This is a genomic window from Escherichia sp. MAL-1, from assembly GCF_052948035.1.
The window spans coordinates 2,033,714-2,053,853 of sequence record NZ_CM129609.1 but is presented as its reverse complement, the minus strand read 5'-3'; the positions used below and the strand labels follow the sequence as shown (position 1 = coordinate 2,053,853).

21 protein-coding genes and 1 pseudogene are annotated in these 20,140 nt (G+C 44.0%); 7 read left to right on the top strand and 15 right to left on the bottom strand.

Annotated features, from left to right (window positions below; all coding sequences use genetic code 11):
* Window positions 1–107: 107 nt before the first annotated feature.
* The 6 genes from ACU8XX_RS09960 to ACU8XX_RS09935 all read right to left on the bottom strand — a co-directional run bounded on the left by ACU8XX_RS09960 (window position 108) and on the right by ACU8XX_RS09935 (window position 4,875).
* Window positions 108–2,174: a tape measure protein gene (locus tag ACU8XX_RS09960; protein ID WP_240765482.1), complete on the bottom strand. Its 2,067-nt coding sequence runs from the start codon at window positions 2,172–2,174 to the stop codon at window positions 108–110.
* A gap of 121 nt (window positions 2,175–2,295) precedes the next feature.
* Window positions 2,296–2,499, bottom strand: coding sequence for a hypothetical protein (locus ACU8XX_RS09955; protein WP_027662910.1), 204 nt, complete (start codon window positions 2,497–2,499; stop codon window positions 2,296–2,298).
* Window positions 2,500–2,524: 25 nt separating this feature from the next.
* Window positions 2,525–3,232: a transposase gene (locus ACU8XX_RS09950; protein WP_240765480.1), complete on the bottom strand. Its 708-nt coding sequence runs from the start codon at window positions 3,230–3,232 to the stop codon at window positions 2,525–2,527.
* A gap of 457 nt (window positions 3,233–3,689) precedes the next feature.
* Window positions 3,690–3,998 carry a hypothetical protein gene (locus ACU8XX_RS09945; protein WP_342673065.1) on the bottom strand — a complete coding sequence of 103 codons (309 nt, stop codon included), beginning with the start codon at window positions 3,996–3,998 and terminating at the stop codon, window positions 3,690–3,692.
* Between the two features lie 161 nt (window positions 3,999–4,159).
* Entirely contained in the window at window positions 4,160–4,585 is a 426-nt protein-coding gene (locus ACU8XX_RS09940) for a hypothetical protein (protein WP_240765476.1), read from the bottom strand.
* The gene (locus tag ACU8XX_RS09935) at window positions 4,585–4,875 is read right to left on the bottom strand and encodes a hypothetical protein (protein ID WP_240765474.1); all 291 of its coding nucleotides are present in this window, start codon (window positions 4,873–4,875) and stop codon (window positions 4,585–4,587) included. Before ACU8XX_RS09935 ends, ACU8XX_RS09940 begins: the two co-directional genes overlap by 1 nt.
* A gap of 137 nt (window positions 4,876–5,012) precedes the next feature.
* Here ACU8XX_RS09935 and ACU8XX_RS09930 point away from each other — a divergent pair, with 137 nt between their 5' ends.
* Entirely contained in the window at window positions 5,013–5,198 is a 186-nt protein-coding gene (locus ACU8XX_RS09930; RefSeq protein WP_000506009.1) for a hypothetical protein, read from the top strand.
* Here the strand turns inward: ACU8XX_RS09930 and ACU8XX_RS09925 are convergent.
* The 4 genes from ACU8XX_RS09925 to ACU8XX_RS09910 all read right to left on the bottom strand — a co-directional run bounded on the left by ACU8XX_RS09925 (window position 5,195) and on the right by ACU8XX_RS09910 (window position 9,340).
* Window positions 5,195–5,485, bottom strand: coding sequence for a hypothetical protein (locus ACU8XX_RS09925; protein WP_240765472.1), 291 nt, complete (start codon window positions 5,483–5,485; stop codon window positions 5,195–5,197). The two genes, ACU8XX_RS09930 and ACU8XX_RS09925, sit on opposite strands and share 4 nt — an antisense overlap.
* Window positions 5,482–6,453: a helix-turn-helix domain-containing protein gene (locus ACU8XX_RS09920; RefSeq protein WP_240765470.1), complete on the bottom strand. Its 972-nt coding sequence runs from the start codon at window positions 6,451–6,453 to the stop codon at window positions 5,482–5,484. Before ACU8XX_RS09920 ends, ACU8XX_RS09925 begins: the two co-directional genes overlap by 4 nt.
* Window positions 6,454–6,818: 365 nt before the next feature.
* Entirely contained in the window at window positions 6,819–7,481 is a 663-nt protein-coding gene (locus tag ACU8XX_RS09915) for a DNA N-6-adenine-methyltransferase (RefSeq protein ID WP_240765468.1), read from the bottom strand.
* Window positions 7,482–8,506: 1,025 nt separating this feature from the next.
* A complete protein-coding gene (locus tag ACU8XX_RS09910; RefSeq protein WP_023485977.1) occupies window positions 8,507–9,340 on the bottom strand; it encodes a hypothetical protein in 834 nt (277 codons plus the stop codon).
* Between the two features lie 93 nt (window positions 9,341–9,433).
* Here ACU8XX_RS09910 and ACU8XX_RS09905 point away from each other — a divergent pair.
* From ACU8XX_RS09905 to cmoB, 4 genes and pseudogenes are all read left to right on the top strand, one after another.
* Window positions 9,434–9,781: pseudogene (locus ACU8XX_RS09905) on the top strand (DUF72 domain-containing protein); the annotation flags it as partial.
* A gap of 52 nt (window positions 9,782–9,833) precedes the next feature.
* Window positions 9,834–10,229, top strand: coding sequence for an MAPEG family protein (locus tag ACU8XX_RS09900; protein ID WP_000252980.1), 396 nt, complete (start codon window positions 9,834–9,836; stop codon window positions 10,227–10,229).
* Window positions 10,230–10,269: 40 nt separating this feature from the next.
* Window positions 10,270–11,013: a carboxy-S-adenosyl-L-methionine synthase CmoA gene (cmoA, locus tag ACU8XX_RS09895; RefSeq protein ID WP_000019588.1), complete on the top strand. Its 744-nt coding sequence runs from the start codon at window positions 10,270–10,272 to the stop codon at window positions 11,011–11,013.
* Complete coding sequence (gene cmoB / locus ACU8XX_RS09890; RefSeq protein WP_000564726.1) at window positions 11,010–11,981, top strand: tRNA 5-methoxyuridine(34)/uridine 5-oxyacetic acid(34) synthase CmoB; 972 nt, start codon at window positions 11,010–11,012, stop codon at window positions 11,979–11,981. The genes cmoA and cmoB overlap by 4 nt, the downstream gene beginning before the upstream one ends.
* Window positions 11,982–12,145: 164 nt before the next feature.
* Here the strand turns inward: cmoB and torZ are convergent, their stop codons facing one another.
* The 4 genes from torZ to ACU8XX_RS09870 form a co-directional block, all read right to left on the bottom strand.
* Window positions 12,146–14,575 (bottom strand): trimethylamine N-oxide reductase TorZ, encoded by a 2,430-nt coding sequence (gene torZ / locus ACU8XX_RS09885; protein ID WP_112033979.1) that lies wholly within the window; start codon window positions 14,573–14,575, stop codon window positions 12,146–12,148.
* A gap of 24 nt (window positions 14,576–14,599) precedes the next feature.
* Window positions 14,600–15,700, bottom strand: a complete 1,101-nt coding sequence (locus tag ACU8XX_RS09880; RefSeq protein ID WP_240765466.1) for a NapC/NirT family cytochrome c — start codon at window positions 15,698–15,700, stop codon at window positions 14,600–14,602.
* A 387-nt stretch (window positions 15,701–16,087) separates the two neighbouring features.
* The gene (gene cutC / locus ACU8XX_RS09875) at window positions 16,088–16,834 is read right to left on the bottom strand and encodes a copper homeostasis protein CutC (RefSeq protein WP_001185727.1); all 747 of its coding nucleotides are present in this window, start codon (window positions 16,832–16,834) and stop codon (window positions 16,088–16,090) included.
* A 13-nt stretch (window positions 16,835–16,847) separates the two neighbouring features.
* The gene (locus ACU8XX_RS09870) at window positions 16,848–17,414 is read right to left on the bottom strand and encodes a VOC family protein (protein WP_001295504.1); all 567 of its coding nucleotides are present in this window, start codon (window positions 17,412–17,414) and stop codon (window positions 16,848–16,850) included.
* Between the two features lie 215 nt (window positions 17,415–17,629).
* On the opposite strand from ACU8XX_RS09870, the gene argS reads away from it, so the two are divergent.
* Window positions 17,630–19,363 (top strand): arginine--tRNA ligase, encoded by a 1,734-nt coding sequence (argS, locus tag ACU8XX_RS09865; RefSeq protein ID WP_001025326.1) that lies wholly within the window; start codon window positions 17,630–17,632, stop codon window positions 19,361–19,363.
* Window positions 19,364–19,404: 41 nt separating this feature from the next.
* Here argS and yecV read toward each other — a convergent pair whose 3' ends face one another.
* Entirely contained in the window at window positions 19,405–19,449 is a 45-nt protein-coding gene (gene yecV / locus ACU8XX_RS09860; protein WP_211180499.1) for a protein YecV, read from the bottom strand.
* Between the two features lie 90 nt (window positions 19,450–19,539).
* On the opposite strand from yecV, the gene ACU8XX_RS09855 reads away from it, so the two are divergent.
* Window positions 19,540–20,028 (top strand): lysozyme inhibitor LprI family protein, encoded by a 489-nt coding sequence (locus tag ACU8XX_RS09855; RefSeq protein ID WP_001299676.1) that lies wholly within the window; start codon window positions 19,540–19,542, stop codon window positions 20,026–20,028.
* The last annotated feature ends 112 nt before the right edge of the window (window positions 20,029–20,140 follow it).

The following is a 20,140-nucleotide window of genomic DNA, read 5'->3' as shown; positions in this document are numbered from 1 at the left end:
CAGAAGAAATCACGTAGCATTCGACTATTCATAGTTGAATCGTCATACTAGATAAAGATTAATAGATTGCCATGTGTGGCAATAAATATTAGTAGTTCTAACATTGTTTATTCCTCTGGGTAAGCTGAGCTAATCAAGGTATCTTCCTGCATACGATTAATATGCGATGTGGTTCTTTCATCAATAACCTTTCCATCAAGTACCGTCTGAGTTGTGATATTGATTGTCTGAGGCTGAATATTTACTGACGGCTTGATAACCTTTAAATCTTGTGTGAATGTTTCCACTCGACCTTTCAGACTATTTAATGCTTCAGGTGAAAGCTGTGGAACATCTTTTGATTTGCCCTGAACCATAGCCCATAAAACAGCGGCTAAAGAGTTCATGTCACCAGACAATGCTTGGTCTGTAGGTTCCACCTTTGACCTTACAACTTTGTCAATTGGATTATCTGACTTACTCATCTGACGTTCATAGAACGGTTTAACAATGGAGTTAATCACATCAGTTGCCATACCGACAATCATTACTTTGGTAATTGCATCAGCTACAGATAATTTTCCTTTACCACCTTCAACACTACCGGAACGTGAATTAATTCTTCCCGCTGCTGTATTTGCTACATTTCCAAGCATGGAAATAGCCCTAATTAAGTTCCAGATACCACCTACAGCACCAATACCAGACCTTACAGCGACAATACCAGCAAGTCCCTTTAATGCACTTAACAGGCCATTTGCGATACCATCAGCTACAGCTTTTTGAGTGTCATTTAATTCTCTGTAAGCAAGGGTCACTCTGTCAAAGAATCCCTGCACTCGGTAGCTAATCGTGGTTAAATCATCAATACCGTTTGACATGCTTTTCATCAGGTCGCCAAAATGTTCACCAAGATTTTTAGATTGACCACCTAGTGAATTAAGTAAATTAGTCAGTGACCTTGTAAAGTCTGTTAACCCTTCCTGTGAACCGTCGAACATTAAGGCCAGATTATTATTCCATGAATTACTTAAGCGGCCTAACTGCGTCTGAGTAGAGTTAATAATCTTTTCCCATCCACCAGCTTTATCAATCATCCTTCCCATTTCAGCGGATACTTTAGGAAGAACATCTTTAGAAAGAACCTTACCGTCTTTCATGGCCTTGTCTAATTCTTCCGTAGTCATCCCAAGACTTCTGGCAAATAACTGAAAAGCACCTGCCATACGGTCACCTAGCTGACCACGTAATTCTTCAGCTTGAATCTTTCCTTTAGATGCCATCTGCTCGAAAGCTTTTAGAATCCCGTTAATTTCATCGGTGCTTAGTCCCATTAATCTGGATGTACCAATCACATTAGAAAATAAGGATTCTTTCTGGTCTGCATTCATATCACCAGCACCAGCGGAAAACTTAGCAAAACTGCTTAATGTTTCAATCTGGTCAACACCAGTATTATTAGCAAGATTCTTAACAAATTCTGTAGCTCGTTTAGCACCTTCATCACCTAAAACGAATTGTGCCGCTCGTTGTGATGCTTCTTTTTTCAGACCAATCTCCATAATCCGCCTGTAAGCTTCTAAGGCTGTCTGGAAAGTATAAATAGCCGTCCCTGCTTTGATTGCACTTGTAGCTAATACATCCAGACCATTCGAAGCGTTTTTACTGTAATTATTTTTGCTGGCGGTCTTGTTAAACTTAGAAAGTGTTTCACGAAGAGACTGATTTAATTTTGCTAACTCACGATTAAAAGCTTCGTTTCCAAGTGTCTTGGATTTACCGCTTAAGCTGTAATATTGGCTCTTAAAATACTTCTCAAGCATAGGATTAAAGTCACGAAGCTTGCTCATATTCACGCTATGCGCTGCTGTAATTGCTCTGCTTCCGCTAATTCGTGGCTGTCTCGGTTGTCTAAGTGGCTTTAAAGTATCCTCAATTTCCGTTTTAATCTTAAACACTTTAGTGTTTTTAAGACGCTGCTCAATCTTGGAAACAGTTTTATCGACATTCTTTTCCATTAGTTTGAGAGAGTCATTTAAAGGCGCATGATTAACTCTGAATGCCTTATTTAGTCGTTTCTCAATTCTTGATGCTACCTGCATCGTTTGTTTCTCGGCTTTTTCCAAGCCTTTTAAAACTTTCTGAGAGCTAAAACTTAGCTCAATCAAAAAATCATCAACTTTAAATTGTGCCATTCATATTTTTTCACCTCTTAAGTGTTCATATACAAAAAAAGGGAGAGCTACCGATGTCACTCGATAATCTCTCCCGTACTATAGATTCGATAGAACCTATCTCATACACCCAACCAATTCTTTATCTAATCAGATAATAATTACCATCTTCACCGACAATCTGACAATCACTTGGTAATTTATCAAGACACCATTTAGCGATTCTTCTGATTCTGCTATTTTGCCTAGAGGTGGATGATTTGATTCGTTTTGGTTTGTTGGGTTGTTCTTTCAATCTCTCGCTAATTGCTTTAATAAGTTCATAGCGTTCCGTTAAATCAAACATTCATCACCTCCTTTTTAATTCATAGTCAAAGTGCCTTTGCATACTTCTGAGAAATCTTCGTAAGCTGCTCAATATCAGCCTGCATAGCAATCTTCTTAGCATCTTCATATTCTTTCACAAGCTCTTTCATAGCCTGAAGCTCTCTTGAGAGATACAACTTAACATTATCAAGTTGCTTGTTACGTGATGCCAAGATGTTCTGTCTAGCAAGTTCAGCGAGTTCTTCATCGCTCTTATTAGTCATGTAAATAAACTGACCAGCACCTCTTGATGCCTTAACCATCTTCACAATTCGATGTCCAGCAGGAAGACTACTAATCACGGCTGCGACGTTTTCTTGAAAAGTACCAAAACCATCATTATCTTCGTATTGGTAATAGACAAATGGTTTCTGTGACAATTCATCCTGAATCTCAAATTCTGACGGCTCAATAGCTGATTGCATCAAGGTAACTTTGCTGTAAGCGTCATCAAGTTTAATACGCTGTGCTTTCAGCAGTGGGTAATATTTCTTTTCAAGCTCAAGTAATGATTCACCCTTGCAAACATCAGGCATTTCTTGAGGCTCAGGAGACACAAAGGAAATTACCTTTGGTGACATCTTTAACGATTGCTCAAGCTTAATTCTTTCATCGTGTTCTTTACGCTGAATAGTGATAGCTGGATGTTCAGTCTGTGGCGACCAGTCACCGAAGCTATCAACCTTTCTACCGCTAATATATAGATTTTCCATTTCATTTTCCTCTTCTAAGTAATATTCAGTTTTTAAAAAGCAAACCTGACAGCCTACGAACTTAGAAGAGACTTAAAAGCGTTTGCCAAGTATGCTTTTTAAAAGCTGAAAAAGCCCTAGATAACTAAAACGCTATAAAGGGCTAAGGTGAAGAAATTAAAGAACATCTAAAGGATTCAATGAATGAACAAAGACTTTTCGAGATGACCTCTCAGACCAACCTGAAAGGCCATGTAGCGAAAAGCATTGCACCTTTCCAACTCAGAATATCCATCCATCGGATTATTGAAAGAAAAATAAGAGAGAATTGCTCTCCCTATATATACAATTATGTCATGCTCAAGGTTATTTGTCAACAGCTTTTTAACAATCTGATAACATCAATTTCTGTTAGCTTCGTTAGCAATCAGGCAACCACATAATAAACCTAAAGCTGTCCATAAAATAACGAGCGTCATTACATAACCTCGCTGTAAGGGTTTAATTTCTGTTGATAAGTCAGGAATATATTCAGCTTCAATAATTGCTCAGGACTTAAATCAAGTCGATTGCACTCTTCAATGATAAAGCGCTTATTGTATGGGTCTGTTACTTCCAGCTTGTGAACATAGTCACCAAGTTTAATTTCGTTGATGGTGCGTTTGTCGATATAACTTGAAGCTTCAAAGCAATGCAGGAAACAGATATTAAAGCCCGACCTGTTCAGGTCAATCAACCAATTCATAGTTTCTTGGTCAATTAGTACTGTCATTGGGTAATTGTTCATTTTTAGATTTCCCATAAAACACATCTCAGACCTCTTAAAATAGCCATTCTGAGGCCAGTAACCATGCGGGTTACAGAGGGAGTTGCACTGGCTGGTAAGGTAATTTATCAAATTAAGGTGCAACTCTGCCTGTAAAGTGCATTCTACCGTTACTGAGATGGTTATTTTGAATTGTCTTTATTAATCAATGATTTAACGTAGAAATACTGTCTCCGTGAAATACCATATTTTTCTGTAATGTATCGCTGAGATTGACCAGCATTTATGGCCTGAGTGATATCATCACGGTTATAGCGGTTACCACGGGATTTATATTTGTCACCATCCACATCTTCTGAGGTATTGAAGTCTTCAATCAGCTTAATTGCATCGTGAAGGTCATCTTCTGAGGCATAATCGAAGGTATGGATAATCTTAAAATCACCAGTATCTGCTGGTGCATTCTTCCATCTGGAGAAGCGGGATTTTAATTGCTGGTGTGTGAAGGGTTCAGCATTACGAGTTAAATCTTTCCATGTTCCGCTATTCTCACGGACAAGGTGGCCTCTATGGCGATAAAACGCATGATAATCAAATGTGCATAGCATTAAACCCCCAGCCTATCCGCTAATTGATGGACCTTTGCGCTTAACACCTGAATCATTGAGCAACCTGCTACTGCGGACTGTGCTTTGAGTAGTTCCAGTTGGTTCGTTGTGATTCTGATGGCCTTAGAACCTTCTGCAACACCCTTAACGTTATCGAAAGGGCTAAGGTTTACCGACTCTTTTAAAATCTCCCCAACAAGCGCTGTGTGCTTCATATCGGGATATTTGGCTTTGATTGCTGCCAGTCGTTCAAATGCCTCTGGCAAAAGGCGCGTAACTGTGTGAGTCATTGTAAAAATCTCCTTAAATCTCTTACTCATACTACAATCTTAACATTTATTTAACATATTGTCAACATCTCATTTACATGATATTATGGTTATAGGGGCTGATACAGGTCATTCCCTTTGATAAATAAGGGGAATTAATGGGCTTTCTTGAAACAATTGCTGAATCTCACAGATTCGCAAGCTTAGGTTGCTTTGTGTTTCTGGTGCTTCTGGTGTATCAGCTTTTAAAAATGATTATCGCCAAAAGTACACGATTCAATTTCAGCATTAAGCTTTTCAAATATGAAATCACAATTACGATTGATGATGGTAAAACAAACTAACGTTTTGTGATAATATTGGTGGCCTTTAAGTTATTGGGGTCACCGTCTTTTAATTGTAGCTGGTGGACTGAATCCCAGATGTCATAATGATACATCACTGCAAACTTCAAAGCGTCAATCTTTAAATCTGTCACACCATCGACGAAATAATAATCTCTCCCTTCTTTCTTCGGTCGAATCCGGTAAACTTCCCCGTGAGTATCTTTCATCAAGTAACCTTCACGAGAAATACTGTAACGCTTTAACAGGTAATCTTTGTATCGTTTTTCACCGTTATATTCTCTCATTGGATACCTCCACCTGCATAGTACATTTTAGGCTTAATCCTTTGCTTCTTATTTTCACTAACTACTTTCTTCTTTGGTGTGAAAGAAAAGTCATCATCGTCACCATCATCAAAGTCATCGAGGTCATTAACCTTGTTCTTTAGCTTCGCCATTTCAATGCGTAATTTAATCTCTGCTTTGCGTTGTGCTTTTTTAATAGCCTCTTCACGCTCTGACTCTTCATCAAGGTAATCATCGAAGGGGTCCATCTCATCATCAGTGGCGGGGCACTGTGTATTTTTATGGTCACTATCAACATTCACATCAGAGATTTTATCTTCCTTTTTAACAGCCTCTTTAGTAGCTTCACTATCAAGGTCATCTAAGTCAGATGTTTTAACAGTCTCTTTAATAGCCTCTTCAATATCAAGAGAATCACATTCATGTGAATCACAGAGCGAAGCTCTCTTCTTAAGAGATTCTTTTTCAAAGTTCCCTTTTAGTCTTTCTTCTTCAGTATTTATATTTTTGTCTTTATATTCAGTCTTACATGTATCCAAATTCTGGTTGGGTAGGTAACCAAATTCTGGTTGGGTAGGTAACCAATTTTTGGTTGGGTTACTGTCAATTTCTGGTTGACCTGATAATTTAGCTCTACGGCGTTCATCAAGAGTAGGCTCTGATAAGACCTCTGGACGCTCATCCAACGTGAATACTTTAAAAATACTTTGCTGACCCTTTACATTGGTCTTTTCGATAAGTCTGTGTGACTCAAGTCTCTTAAGTGAATCAATAACTGTATTACGTGTAGCACCAGACATAACCATCAAATAGTCAATACTTGGTGCATATCTCCCGAACTTAGATTCGTAATAATCAGCACCATCCAGCATAGTGAAATACACCAAGCGGTCAATTGGCTTTAATGTTTTAGGGAATTGTGCAACTCGTTTATCTACCATAATAAAAGCATTAGTTTCTTTTTTCATTCATAAAATACCTCATATGTGAAAAGGCCAACCGGATAAAACCGATTAGCCTGTGTGATTAAAATATCTGGGGGATTGATGGACTGATAAAGAAGCCCATGCCTGAAACAGTACGATGATTAAAACGCTGAGGTATTACCATGAATGAGAGGTTAATATACGTCAATCATCTGACACCTCCCCAAGTGTTACCACTTCAAGACATGAACTTTTTTATCAGCCCATATAGAAACTATAACAGATGTGATTATAAATTGCAACAATTATTTCACAGAATAATTACTGATTGGTCATTTATTGTTCACAGGGGATACTTCTTAATATCTAAATCACCTGTCTTGTAAATGACCATATTTATGAGAATTTTAGCTCAACCTTTGAGCAATCCTGTATGACGTGCTCAGAGGCATTCTGAGAGCATCTGCAATGCACTTAATGGGTTTGCCTTGCCTGTATAGTTTTATGAAGCTGTCGAGCGTCTCAGGTGGGTAAATGGTGGGTCTTCCTCTTAGTCCACCACGGTTAATGATGGTTAACGGCAGCAATGTATCAGCACAGCAAATCATCTGTGTAATTTCATGCTTACGTGGTTCTTTTTTAAAAACAACGACTGCACTAGGAAACGGTGAACGAATAGTAAGCCCGTTATGGCCTGCTGGTGGAAGGTATTTAACTGCACGATGAAGAATACGGATTTCATGACAGTGGTTATTGCTGTAAATGTGCTTAAGCCAGTATATGGTGTGGGGTCGGTACGGTATCAGGAATACCACTAAATCTGCTTCAGACGCTTTTACGAGAAATGTTTTAATGTCGCTGTATGGTGGGTTGCAGAACACCCGTTCACCACCCCATGATTGATTATGAACATCATCGGTGAAGCGAGGCAATAACGCATCATGCTCAGTTGCAGCACCATCCATTGTGAAACTAAATTCTCGGTGTAAGTTCCTGAATAATAAAGATGGAGTTCTCCAGCAATCAGAACCCCCATGATGCTTCCCGATTAAAATATGCTCAATTGACATAAGAAATAAAAATTTTTATTGCAATCACTCTTGACAAGGTTTACTCTCTTTTAAGAGATGCTTAACAGGCTTTCTAAACGGATATCCTTTCTGGGATATCTATCTCTTATCTTAAAAGTCTTTACAGATACTTTAAAGATATCTGTATAAAATCTGTACAGTAACTTTTCAGACTCTGAAAATTTTTATAAAATCGTAGTAGCCCCTCTTCAAATTCCCCTTCTAAAAATCTTCGAAAATATCTGACAGATGTCTGTAGCTGCTAAGTACCCGTCACACCAGCTATGTGACCCCCTTTGCAAAAGCAGTTAAAATATCTATTGACTTTCTTCATAGCATCTGTTAGCTCCACCTCAAAAAAACCTTCATCACATTTCACAGCATCTATCAAGAAGATTTCACCTATCAATAGCTGTAACATTTTATAGTCCTGTGAAGTCCTCCCCAGTTTTCTCTGTAACAGACACAAACTTCTGTGACCTTATATGTCAATGACTTAGAAGACATGCTCTCAAGGTGCTGTATAGCCTCTTATCAGCCAATACACAAAACCCTTATAAATCAGTACTGATACGTATACAGTGCGTTTTTAACATAATAGCTGTTTTACGCACTAAGAAGCATCTACGTAGATTCTGTATAGAGATTAAGATGTCTCTAAGTGATTTTTTAAGAGGAGATACGAAGGAACTATAACCATCACTTCATAACTTTCACGTAGGTAGCTATTAAGTAGGTTGATAGTCACTTTGAGGGAATATTGATAGTGACCAACTGCATAGACACCGTTATATAGCCCTGTATATAGCACTATATGTAGTGTCTGGAGAGGAACGACTAACACGATACAGTTTACCCTGAAAAGAGACTTCACAGATTCTTTATATATTTCAATAAGTTAGACCAAAAAGAGACTGTGTCGATACTGTATAGAATCTGTGTAGGATTGCATAGATACTTGGAAAAATACCGTTAAATTGCATAGGTACTAACCTGTTTATGTCCTGTTATTTACAGGCATAGCATTATTGGTTAATTAATTCATTCGACTCTATATTATTACCTTTTTCTTTTTCCTTTTTAATTTTAGACTCAACCATATCTAACATTTTTAATGCCTGTGTTGAAGTTAGCTCTTTCTTTTGTCGTAGCGCGTTACGTATGGTAGAAGCTTCAATATCAGAAACTGTTAAAAGTTCTTCTACCCTACTCTTCAATTGCTGTAATGAACGGCTATTATCAACTTTAAAGAAATCATTCATTACATCAAGTGAGGCAACAATCAAATCCTGTAGTCTCTCTTTTTCTTTTGCTATATTTTCAATAGTTTGTTTTTCAATAGATACTGACTCTTTTAAGTTGCTAATCTCTTTAAGCATCTGTTTCCTTGCTGTCTCAAGGTCTTCTGTGACCAACTCTTCACGCTTACCACGCTCTACTTCCGCTTTAATATCAGCATCAATTTTAGCATTTTCTTTCTCTTCTTCTCTGGCAACCCGAACCTTTAACCCCGTTAACCTGATTGAATTAAGGTATTCCTTTTCTTTTGAAAGATAAATATTTTCACTGTGTTTATCTGTAGCCCATTTTTGAGCAAGAGAAAGTAACCATTGAGCATAAGGAGTAATAACAGCTAGCACACTTCCAAAAAAGACAGGTGCTAACAGATAATGTACATAAAAATATTCCTGAGACAGAATATAATCTATTCGAAACTTAACAGGAGCATCACTCATAAAGAGCATTGCCAAGTTAGGCCAATTGAACCATACCCATGCAAGAATGATATATCCCCATAATGGGCTTTTAATCCTATCGTTTATTGCTTGCATAGTAGAATCTAACCATCCATCACTCATAGCTAACCCTCGGAAATCTTATCTTTCTGTCTATCATAACCACAAGCATCACCTTTAGGAACCATCTGAAACGGGAGGTGTATTTAGACCTTGCTAATCTTAGACAGCCGCCCGGTTCATGCAGCACGTCCACACAGTGAAGCTATTCGCGACGCTCAACGAAAAAAACCTAAAGTTCCGGTACATGCTGTACTGACGGCGACAAATCCGCTGATCCGTTTTATCGGTAGTGATGATATGACGCAAAACCGGGAATTATTTCAGGTCTGGTTACAAAAATTAGCGCAGTGGCATCAGACCACTACGCCTTATCTTTTTTTACATACGCCAGACATTGCCCAGGCACCGGAACTGGTACATACCCTGTGGGAAGACTTACGTAAAACGCTTCCAGAGATCGGAGCAGTTCCGGCTATTCCACAGCAATCTTCTCTTTTCTGAATTTGCCACCTATCATAGACAGGTGCCATCGGCCATTTTAAAGGGAGTTTGTATGGTAAGCGCGCTGTATGCCGTTTTAAGTGCGTTGTTATTAATGAAGTTCTCTTTTGATGTCGTTCGCCTGCGAATGCAGTACCGCGTTGCCTATGGCGACGGCGGTTTTAGCGAACTGCAAAGCGCTATTCGCATTCATGGTAACGCGGTGGAATATATTCCCATCGCGATTGTGCTGATGCTGTTTATGGAAATGAATGGCGCAGAAACCTGGATGGTGCATATTTGCGGCATCGTTTTGCTTGCTGGTCGTCTGATGCATTATTACGGTTTTCATCACCGTCTGTTCCGCTGGCGACGTTCCGGCATGAGCGCCACCTGGTGTGCGCTGTTGCTGATGGTGCTGGCGAATCTTTGGTATATGCCTTGGGAGTTGGTTTTCTCCCTGCGTTAGCGCACAATACGCCACTTTCTTTTTCCCGGATTTTTACGTTATGTCTCACCGCGACACGCTATTTTCTGCCCCTATCGCCAGACTGGGCGACTGGACCTTTGATGAACGGGTAGCTGAAGTCTTCCCGGATATGATCCAGCGTTCCGTACCCGGCTATTCCAATATTATTTCCATGATTGGTATGTTAGCCGAGCGCTTCGTTCAACCTGGTACGCAGGTTTACGATCTGGGTTGTTCTCTGGGCGCGGCGACGCTCTCGGTGCGTCGCAACATTCATCATGATAATTGCAAAATTATTGCCATCGACAACTCCCCGGCGATGATTGAACGCTGCCGTCGTCATATTGACGCCTATAAAGCCCCTACGCCAGTAGACGTCATTGAAGGTGATATTCGCGATATCGCCATTGAAAACGCATCGATGGTGGTGCTGAATTTTACCCTGCAATTCCTGGAACCTTCCGAGCGCCAGGCATTACTGGATAAAATTTATCAAGGACTGAACCCGGGCGGCGCGCTGGTGCTTTCGGAAAAATTCAGTTTCGAAGATGCCAAAGTTGGTGAACTGTTGTTCAACATGCACCACGACTTTAAACGTGCCAACGGTTACAGCGAACTGGAGATCAGCCAGAAGCGCAGCATGCTGGAAAACGTGATGCTGACCGATTCCGTGGAAACCCATAAAGCACGCCTGCATAAAGCCGGTTTTGAGCATAGTGAGCTGTGGTTCCAGTGCTTTAACTTTGGTTCACTGGTGGCATTAAAAGCAGAGGACGCTGCATGATCGACTTTGGTAACTTTTATTCTCTGATTGCCAAAAATCATCTTTCACACTGGCTCGAAACGCTGCCCGCGCAGATTGCTAACTGGCAGCGCGAGCAGCAGCACGGGTTGTTTAAGCAGTGGTCAAATGCGGTGGAGTTTCTACCTGAAATTAAACCGTATCGTCTTGATTTATTGCATAGCGTTACGGCAGAAAGCGAAGAGCCACTGAGCGCAGGGCAAATTAAACGCATTGAAACGCTGATGCGCAACCTGATGCCGTGGCGCAAAGGGCCGTTCTCACTGTATGGCGTCAACATCGATACCGAATGGCGTTCCGACTGGAAATGGGATCGTGTTCTGCCCCATCTTTCTGATTTAACCGGACGCACCATTCTGGATGTCGGCTGCGGCAGCGGTTATCACATGTGGCGCATGATTGGCGCAGGCGCGCACCTCGCGGTGGGGATCGACCCTACGCAACTTTTTCTGTGCCAGTTTGAAGCGGTGCGTAAACTACTGGGTAATGATCAGCGCGCGCATTTGTTACCGTTAGGTATTGAACAACTTCCGGCACTGAAAGCCTTTGATACCGTCTTTTCGATGGGCGTGCTTTACCATCGCCGTTCACCGCTGGAGCATCTCTGGCAGTTGAAAGATCAACTGGTCAATGAAGGTGAACTGGTGCTGGAAACGCTGGTTATTGATGGTGATGAGAACACGGTGCTGGTACCAGGCGATCGTTACGCGCAAATGCGTAATGTCTATTTCATCCCTTCCGCGCTGGCGCTGAAAAACTGGCTGAAGAAGTGTGGTTTTGTAGATATCCGCATTGCAGATGTGAGCGTTACCACTACAGAAGAGCAACGACGCACCGAATGGATGGTTACTGAATCGCTGGCCGATTTCCTCGACCCACATGATCCGAGTAAGACAGTTGAAGGTTATCCGGCACCTAAACGTGCGGTGCTGATTGCGCGCAAGCCGTAAAGGTCTGGTATTACTGCCGGATGCGGCGTGAACGCCTTATCCGGCCTACAAAACCTTGCTAATTCAATATATTGCAGGGACTATGTAGGCCTGATAAGCATAGCGCATCAGGCAGCTTTACGTTTGCATAACCTCAGCGCCCGTTTCCGGGCGCTATTCACTTCTTATGCCTGAATAGCTGGCTGATCAAACGCCGTTAACTTCGGCGCATTGCCCGTATATTTTTCGATATACACCAGCGCAGAGTTACCGGCACAGGCATTTGCCAGCTGCGAGCTGGGGATATCCGCCGTTAACACGTTCGCACTGCCGTTTTTACACAAGCCATTTTCCAGATCTGGCCATGCACCTTCATGCACGCATACCACGCCTTTTTTGATCCCGTCAGTCACCACCGCGCCTGTCAGAATCTGACCACGTTTGTTCCACACACGCACCAGATCACCATTCGCAATACCAAAGCGAGCAGCATCTTCGGTGTGAATAGTGATTGGTTCACGATCTGCAACCGCATATTTTTTACGCAGTTCCGCATAGTTAAGCTGACTATGTAAACGGTGTGCCGGATGTGCGGTCAGAAGCTGCAACTGCTTCTCGTCGGCGGTACCCTTCCACTCATCAGGCGCAAGCCAGGTTGGGTGTGCCGGGCAATCCTTATAGCCAAATTTTTCCAGCGTTTTGGAGTAAATCTCAATTTTGCCGCTTGGCGTACCCAGCGCATTTTTCACCGGATCGGCGCGGAAATCACCATAACGAACGTACTGTTCGTTCTTCTCGCTGCGGCGCATTTCGATCAGTTTATTTTGCTGCCAGAAGGCATTAAACATCGGCATAGTCACGCGTTGCGCACGGGCACCTTTCTGAGCGGCATCATAGAAAAATTTCAGCCACGTCATTTCATCTTTACCTTCGGTATAGATCTCTTTTCCGCCAGGTTTCAGTAATTCCGCAAGATCGGCAAACACATCAAAATCGTTTCGCGCTTCAAATTGCGGAGCGACAGCCTGCTTCATCGGCACAATATGCTGGTTGCTGTAATCACCGGTCATCGTCAAGTCATTGCGCTCAAACGATGTGGTGATCGGTAATACGATATCTGCATGTTTAGCAGCTGCGGTCCAGTAGCATTCAGAAACGACGATCATCTCCGGTTTCTGCCATGCTTTAATCAGACGATTAGTATCCTGGTGATGGGTAAAGTTACCGCCACCCGCCCACCAGATCATTTTGATATTCGGATACGTTTGCTCTTTACCGTTATGCTGATATTTGCCGCCAGGATTTTCCAGCGCATCGACGATACGGGCAACAGGAATCGCCGTCATTCCGCCATCATCAGCGGCCTCGCTGGCCTGTCCGGCAATCGCCGCAGACATTTCCGGCAGCACGCCGCCAACACGTGTCGGGTTGCCACCATTGGAGTAATGATAAGAGAAACCAAAACCGCCGCCCGGTGTACCAATCTGCCCTAACATCGCCGCCAGCGTCACCAGCATCCAGTGTTTCTGTTCACCATATTGCTGGCGCTGAATTCCCCAGCCTGCCATCAGCATTGTGCGATTCGCCGCCATCAGTTCAGCGAGTTTGACTATCTGCGCTTCCGGTACGCCAGTAATTTCCGCCGCCCAGGCCGCGCTCTTCGGAGTATTATCGCTCTTACCTGTCAGATATTCTTCAAACTGCGGATACCCGGTGGTGTATTTTTCAAGGAACACTTTATCGTGTTTGCCTTGTGTCATCAGGGTATGCGCAATCCCTAACATCAGTGCCACGTCGGTGCCCATATTCGGCGCGATCCAGGTGGCATTATCGCCAAAGAACTCAATGGTTTCGGAGCGGATAGGATCAATGGCAATCACTGGTTTGCCAGATTTTTTCAGCTGATGGAAGTATTCCAGCCCTTGCTCATCGGTACTGCTCCAGGCAATTTTTAAGGTATTCAGCGGGTTCATCCCCCACAGCACCACAACCTGGCTGTTTTCCAGAATCAGCGGCCAGGAGGTCTGCTGTTCATACACCTCTACAGAACCGACCACATGCGGCATGATCACCTGTGCTGCCCCGGTTGAATAATCGCCGCTATGCCCGGAATAACCGCCCGCGAGGTTCATATAACGTTGCAGTAAGGTTTGCGCTTTATGCAACACGCCAGAAGAGCGCCAGCCGTAAGATCCGGCAAAAATGGCCGATGGTCCGTTAGCTTTACGAATACGATCGTGTTGCTCATGAATCAGTTTTAATGCTTGTTCCCAGCTCACCTGTACATAGGTATCTTCGCCTCGACCTTTCGCCGGTTGCAGTGGATTATCGAGATAGCTTTTTCTCACCATCGGATGCTGAATACGCGCCGTGGTGTGTACCTGATCCGCCGCCGTAGACTGTAAGGAGTTCGGTATGGTTTTCGCCAGCGCGCCTGTCGAAGAAACAATCTTGCCGTCCTTCACTTCTACGTTCATCGCTCCCCAGCGTCCCGCGGTGAGGATTTTACCGCCCTTCTCTTCTGCCCATGCGGGTAGCGGTGCTGCCGATGTCACCACCAGCGCTCCAGCGGCAATACCGCTGTGTTTAATAAATTCACGTCTTGTTAATGTCATAACTTCCTCCCTGATCAACGAGGATCACTGTTTCTCGGTAATATCTTTGGCGTTGTACTGGAAATACCGCGTTAAAATGTCCAGTTCGTTTTCGCTCATGCTGGTTCGTGCCCCCATTCCTTTGGCAATGGACGGCCACGCATTGACGGTGTAATGGTCGGCGGCAATAGGGGCATGACAACCAGCGCAATAGGTATCGTCAAGTTTTTCAGCGTATTGCCATAGCGGTTTACGGTCCGCTAATGCGGGATCGGTAAGCGCACCCTGTAAAGACGCCTGACGCCATTGATTGCCGTATTCGTCAGCCTGCCATTCCCCGTTTACCGTGAGCGCCTTGATACCTTCTTCACTTAATGTGGCTAGCGCCAGCCGTTGACCTGCCGCCAGGTAGAGCGTGTTTTCACTGCCCTGCATTTGATAACCCTGCAACAGAACGATCGGCTGTTTGCCACTGGCATCAACGACGGTGAGATCGGTACCAGGATTCACGGTAGCCAGCTCGCCTATGCGAGAAGTTTTGAAAGGATAAATATGTGCGCCATTAGTCACTGAAGTAGCGGTCTGACTTTCCAGCCCATGCGCCGCGTTGTCATCCATTTTTATTTCTGGCGGAAAATGGGCAATGCCTTTATGACAATCGATACAGGTTTCGCCGCCCTTTTGTGCTTTGTTATGCATTTTCTGCGCAGATTCACTTTGCGAGGCAATATCCATGGCATCAAAAGAATGGCAACTACGGCACGTTGCAGAGTCAGTTGCTTTTAATTCTTTCCATACTGTTTCGGCCATTTCCTGGCGATGAGTTTCGAACTTATCGTCACTGTCTATTTTGCCGCTAACAAATTCATGATAAATATCTTTAGATGCTTTTAATTTAGCAAATAAATAATCCATCCCTGACTTTGGAATATGGCAATCGGCACATTCCGCACGTATCCCTTTCTGGTTCGAAAAGTGGACAGTTCCCTGATATTCCTCAAAAGGTTTACTCATCGAGTGGCAGGAAAGGCAAAATGCTGTATCCGACGTTTTATGTAAGGCTTTTTGCGCCAGCAATAACCCGCCGCCACCAACCACAACCGCTATCAGCAAAAACAATAACCCAATGCGTTTTTTCCCTCGCATAGATTCCTCTAAATAAATTCCAGAACACCGAAATCATTGTATAATTAAATACACAACGAATTAACCGCTTGCATAACTCGGCACAACACTGCCTGAAATAATCGATAAAGAATATGATTTATTACAATGTAATCATTAATTGCTAAGGAATAACCCAGTTGCTATTTAGAATATATATTTATCAGTTTTAGCAATTTAAATCCCATAATCAATGTGAATATAAAAAATATTTTTAGCACAACGCTATGCGCACTGTCACCCGCTCAACAGATCACGGTTATCGTTCGTTTTTTATACTGCTCAGGGATAAAAAAAGGCCCCTGTTGAAATTGCAGGGGCCTGGTACGAGCAAGCATCATATTGGGCGACATGATGCAACGGTAAAAATCATTTGGCCTGATGGCGTTCAATGATTCCTTTCATTTCAGCAACCGCCGCCCCGTCTACGACATAACGCGAATACTCGTCCGCGTGTGCATCTGATGACATAGACAATCCTTGATTACGATAACGCATCGGTGAGGCTTGCCACGCTCCCGCGGAGCTATGGACTTCCAGCACTCCGGCATCGAGGAAGTGGTGCAGGTTTTCTGCACGGACTCCTGCTCCGGCCATAATGATTGGAGCATCACGATGGGCAATAAGTTCCATAATTTTTGATAAACCTTGCAGTGCGTCTGATTTTTGCCCTGATGTCAGCACCCGGGCAATGCCCAATTCCGCAAGATTATTGAGTGTATTTAGAGGGTTAGCGCACATATCAAAGGCGCGATGAAAAGTCACTGCCAGCGGACCGGCAGCAGCCATTATTTTTTCCATTCGTGGCATATCGACATTCCCGTCAACATCGAGAACGCCCGTCACCAGTCCAGGAAAACCTAATTCGCGGACCGTGCGCACATCCTCAAGAATGGCGGCAAACTCACCGTCGCTGTAGCAAAAATCACCACCGCGTGGGCGAATTATCGGATGCACAGGGATCGTCACCCGCTGGCGCACGGATTTCAGTACACCCAACGACGGCGTTAAGCCCCCCTCTTTTGGGGCTGCGCATAATTCAACTCTGTCTGCGCCGTTTTGCTGCGCCGTTAGTGCACATTCCATGCTGTAACAGCAAATTTCCAGTAATGCCATTTTTACTCCTTAATTACGCCGACTGCTCGCTGGCAACGATCTCTTCAATGGACCACGGATGAAACTTAATAGTTGTTTTGCCATCGGTGACCGCCAGCGTCGGATTCGGTAATCGCTCATGCTCACCTTTTGGCGAACTGGTTTTCACTGAGATCCCCGGTAGGCTGAGTCCTTCATCAGAAAGCAATGCCAGCGCACGGGCATTCAGCGTTTCTGGATCACCCGGCAGAACGATTTCAATATGTTCCCAACCTTCGTGTGGGTAACGTTTTTCCCCGGGCCACGGTAGCTCCACAATAGAAAACTGCCAGTGCGCAACCTGTACCGGTTCATGCAATTTAAACAGACAAATCGGTCTGCCATTGATCATATTTTCTGACAAAAGCTCGCCACACTGTTCAAACCCGCGACGCCAGCGTTCAGCAGTGGCGTTTTGATGGCAACGCAAAGAAATGTGATCGGCAGTCAGCGGAGTGATATTCAACCCCAGACGGCGGGAAAGTTCATCTAATGCGTGGGTAAATCGCGGTAAATCCGATGCAATATCCTGCAGCTCGTCGATAGATTGCCAGTTCGCCATAATCACTCTTCGTCTTTCAGTAAAAGCGTTAATTTACCCTGTTGCCCTGTGCCAACCAACCGCTGATTTCACGCCGCTTCTGATGCAATAGTGAAAACGGCAATACGCCACGCGCACGTTGCTGACGAAAACAGCCATTTGCAGTATACTCCCGCCCTAATTTCTTTAACTGGTGCGGGCAATTTTTGCTCGCTTCATCAATGTAAGGTATTCCGGTGAATATTCAGGCTCTTCTCTCAGAAAAAGTCCGTCAGGCCATGATTGCGGCAGGCGCGCCTGCGGATTGCGAACCGCAGGTTCGTCAGTCAGCAAAAGTTCAGTTCGGCGACTATCAGGCTAACGGCATGATGGCAGTTGCTAAAAAACTGGGTATGGCACCGCGACAATTAGCAGAGCAGGTGCTGACTCATCTGGATCTTAACGGTATCGCCAGCAAAGTTGAGATCGCCGGTCCAGGCTTTATCAACATTTTCCTTGATCCGGCATTCCTGGCTGAACATGTTCAGCAGGCGCTGGCGTCCGATCGTCTCGGTGTTGCTACGCCAGAAAAACAGACCATTGTGGTTGACTACTCTGCGCCAAACGTGGCGAAAGAGATGCACGTCGGTCACCTGCGCTCTACCATTATTGGTGACGCAGCAGTGCGTACTCTGGAGTTCCTCGGTCACAAAGTGATTCGCGCAAACCACGTCGGCGACTGGGGCACTCAGTTCGGTATGCTGATTGCATGGCTGGAAAAGCAGCAGCAGGAAAACGCCGGTGAAATGGAGCTGGCTGACCTTGAAGGTTTCTACCGCGATGCGAAAAAGCATTACGACGAAGATGAAGAGTTTGCCGAGCGTGCACGTAACTACGTGGTAAAACTGCAAAGCGGTGACGAATATTTCCGCGAGATGTGGCGCAAACTGGTCGACATCACCATGACGCAGAACCAGATCACTTACGATCGTCTCAACGTGACGCTGACCCGTGATGACGTGATGGGCGAAAGCCTCTACAACCCAATGCTGCCAGGAATTGTGGCGGATCTCAAAGCCAAAGGTCTGGCAGTAGAAAGCGAAGGGGCGACCGTTGTATTCCTTGATGAGTTTAAAAACAAGGAAGGCGAACCGATGGGCGTGATCATTCAGAAGAAAGATGGCGGCTATCTCTACACCACCACTGATATCGCCTGTGCGAAATATCGTTATGAAACACTGCATGCCGATCGCGTGCTGTATTACATCGACTCCCGTCAGCATCAACACCTGATGCAGGCATGGGCGATCGTCCGTAAAGCAGGCTATGTACCGGAATCCGTACCGCTGGAACACCACATGTTCGGCATGATGCTGGGTAAAGACGGCAAACCGTTCAAAACCCGCGCGGGTGGTACAGTGAAACTGGCCGATCTGCTGGATGAAGCCCTGGAACGTGCACGCCGTCTGGTGGCAGAAAAGAACCCGGATATGCCAGCCGACGAGCTGGAAAAACTGGCTAACGCGGTTGGTATTGGTGCGGTGAAATATGCGGATCTCTCCAAAAACCGCACCACGGACTACATCTTCGACTGGGACAACATGCTGGCGTTTGAGGGTAATACCGCGCCATACATGCAGTATGCTTACACGCGTGTATTGTCCGTGTTCCGTAAGGCAGAAATTAACGAAGAGCAACTGGCTGCAGCTCCGGTAATCATCCGTGAAGATCGTGAAGCGCAACTGGCAGCTCGCCTGCTGCAGTTTGAAGAAACCCTCACCGTGGTTGCCCGTGAAGGCACGCCGCATGTGATGTGTGCTTACCTGTACGATCTGGCTGGTCTGTTCTCTGGCTTCTACGAGCACTGCCCGATCCTCAGCGCAGAAAACGAAGAAGTGCGTAACAGCCGTCTGAAACTGGCACAACTGACAGCGAAGACGCTAAAGCTGGGTCTGGATACGCTGGGTATTGAGACAGTAGAGCGTATGTAATCGATTTTTCGTGAGAGTAAAGCCTGATCAGGGTTACCTGATCAGGCTTTTTTATTGCCATCTAAATGTATTCTGAAAATGGACATGCCATTGTTTTCTCACTGTTGGATAAGAGGCCAGAAGCGTAATATCCGGCCCCAGGGAAACGATAACGGTTGAATTTAAGGAATACCGCAGTGTTTAAATTTCTTGTATTAACATTAGGCATTATCTCTTGCCAGGCTTACGCAGAAGATACGGTTATAGTAAACGACCATGACATTTCAGCCATCAAAGATTGTTGGCAAAAAAATTCAGATGATGATACTGACGTTAACGTGATCAAATCATGCCTGCGACAAGAATACAATCTCGTCGATGCGCAATTAAATAAAGCCTATGGTGAAGCTTATCGTTATATAGAACAAGTGCCACGCACAGGTGTAAAAAAACCTGATACCGAACAACTTAACTTGCTTAAAAAATCACAGCGAGCCTGGCTGGATTTTAGGGACAAAGAATGTGAATTAATCCTTTCAAATGAGGACGTTCAGGATTTAAGTGACCCTTATTCTGAATCAGAATGGCTCTCATGTATGATCATACAGACCAATACGCGAACTCGCCAGTTGCAGCTATACCGTAACTCTGAAGATTTTTATCCAAGCCCTTTGACAAGAGGATAATTCACATATTTTTGGCATGTTTTGTTGCAATCTATTCCTGATAAATGATTGCAACAAAACATCCAGCCTTTTTCACTGAGTTATTAAACATACTCGCGAGCGCGTAATTTTT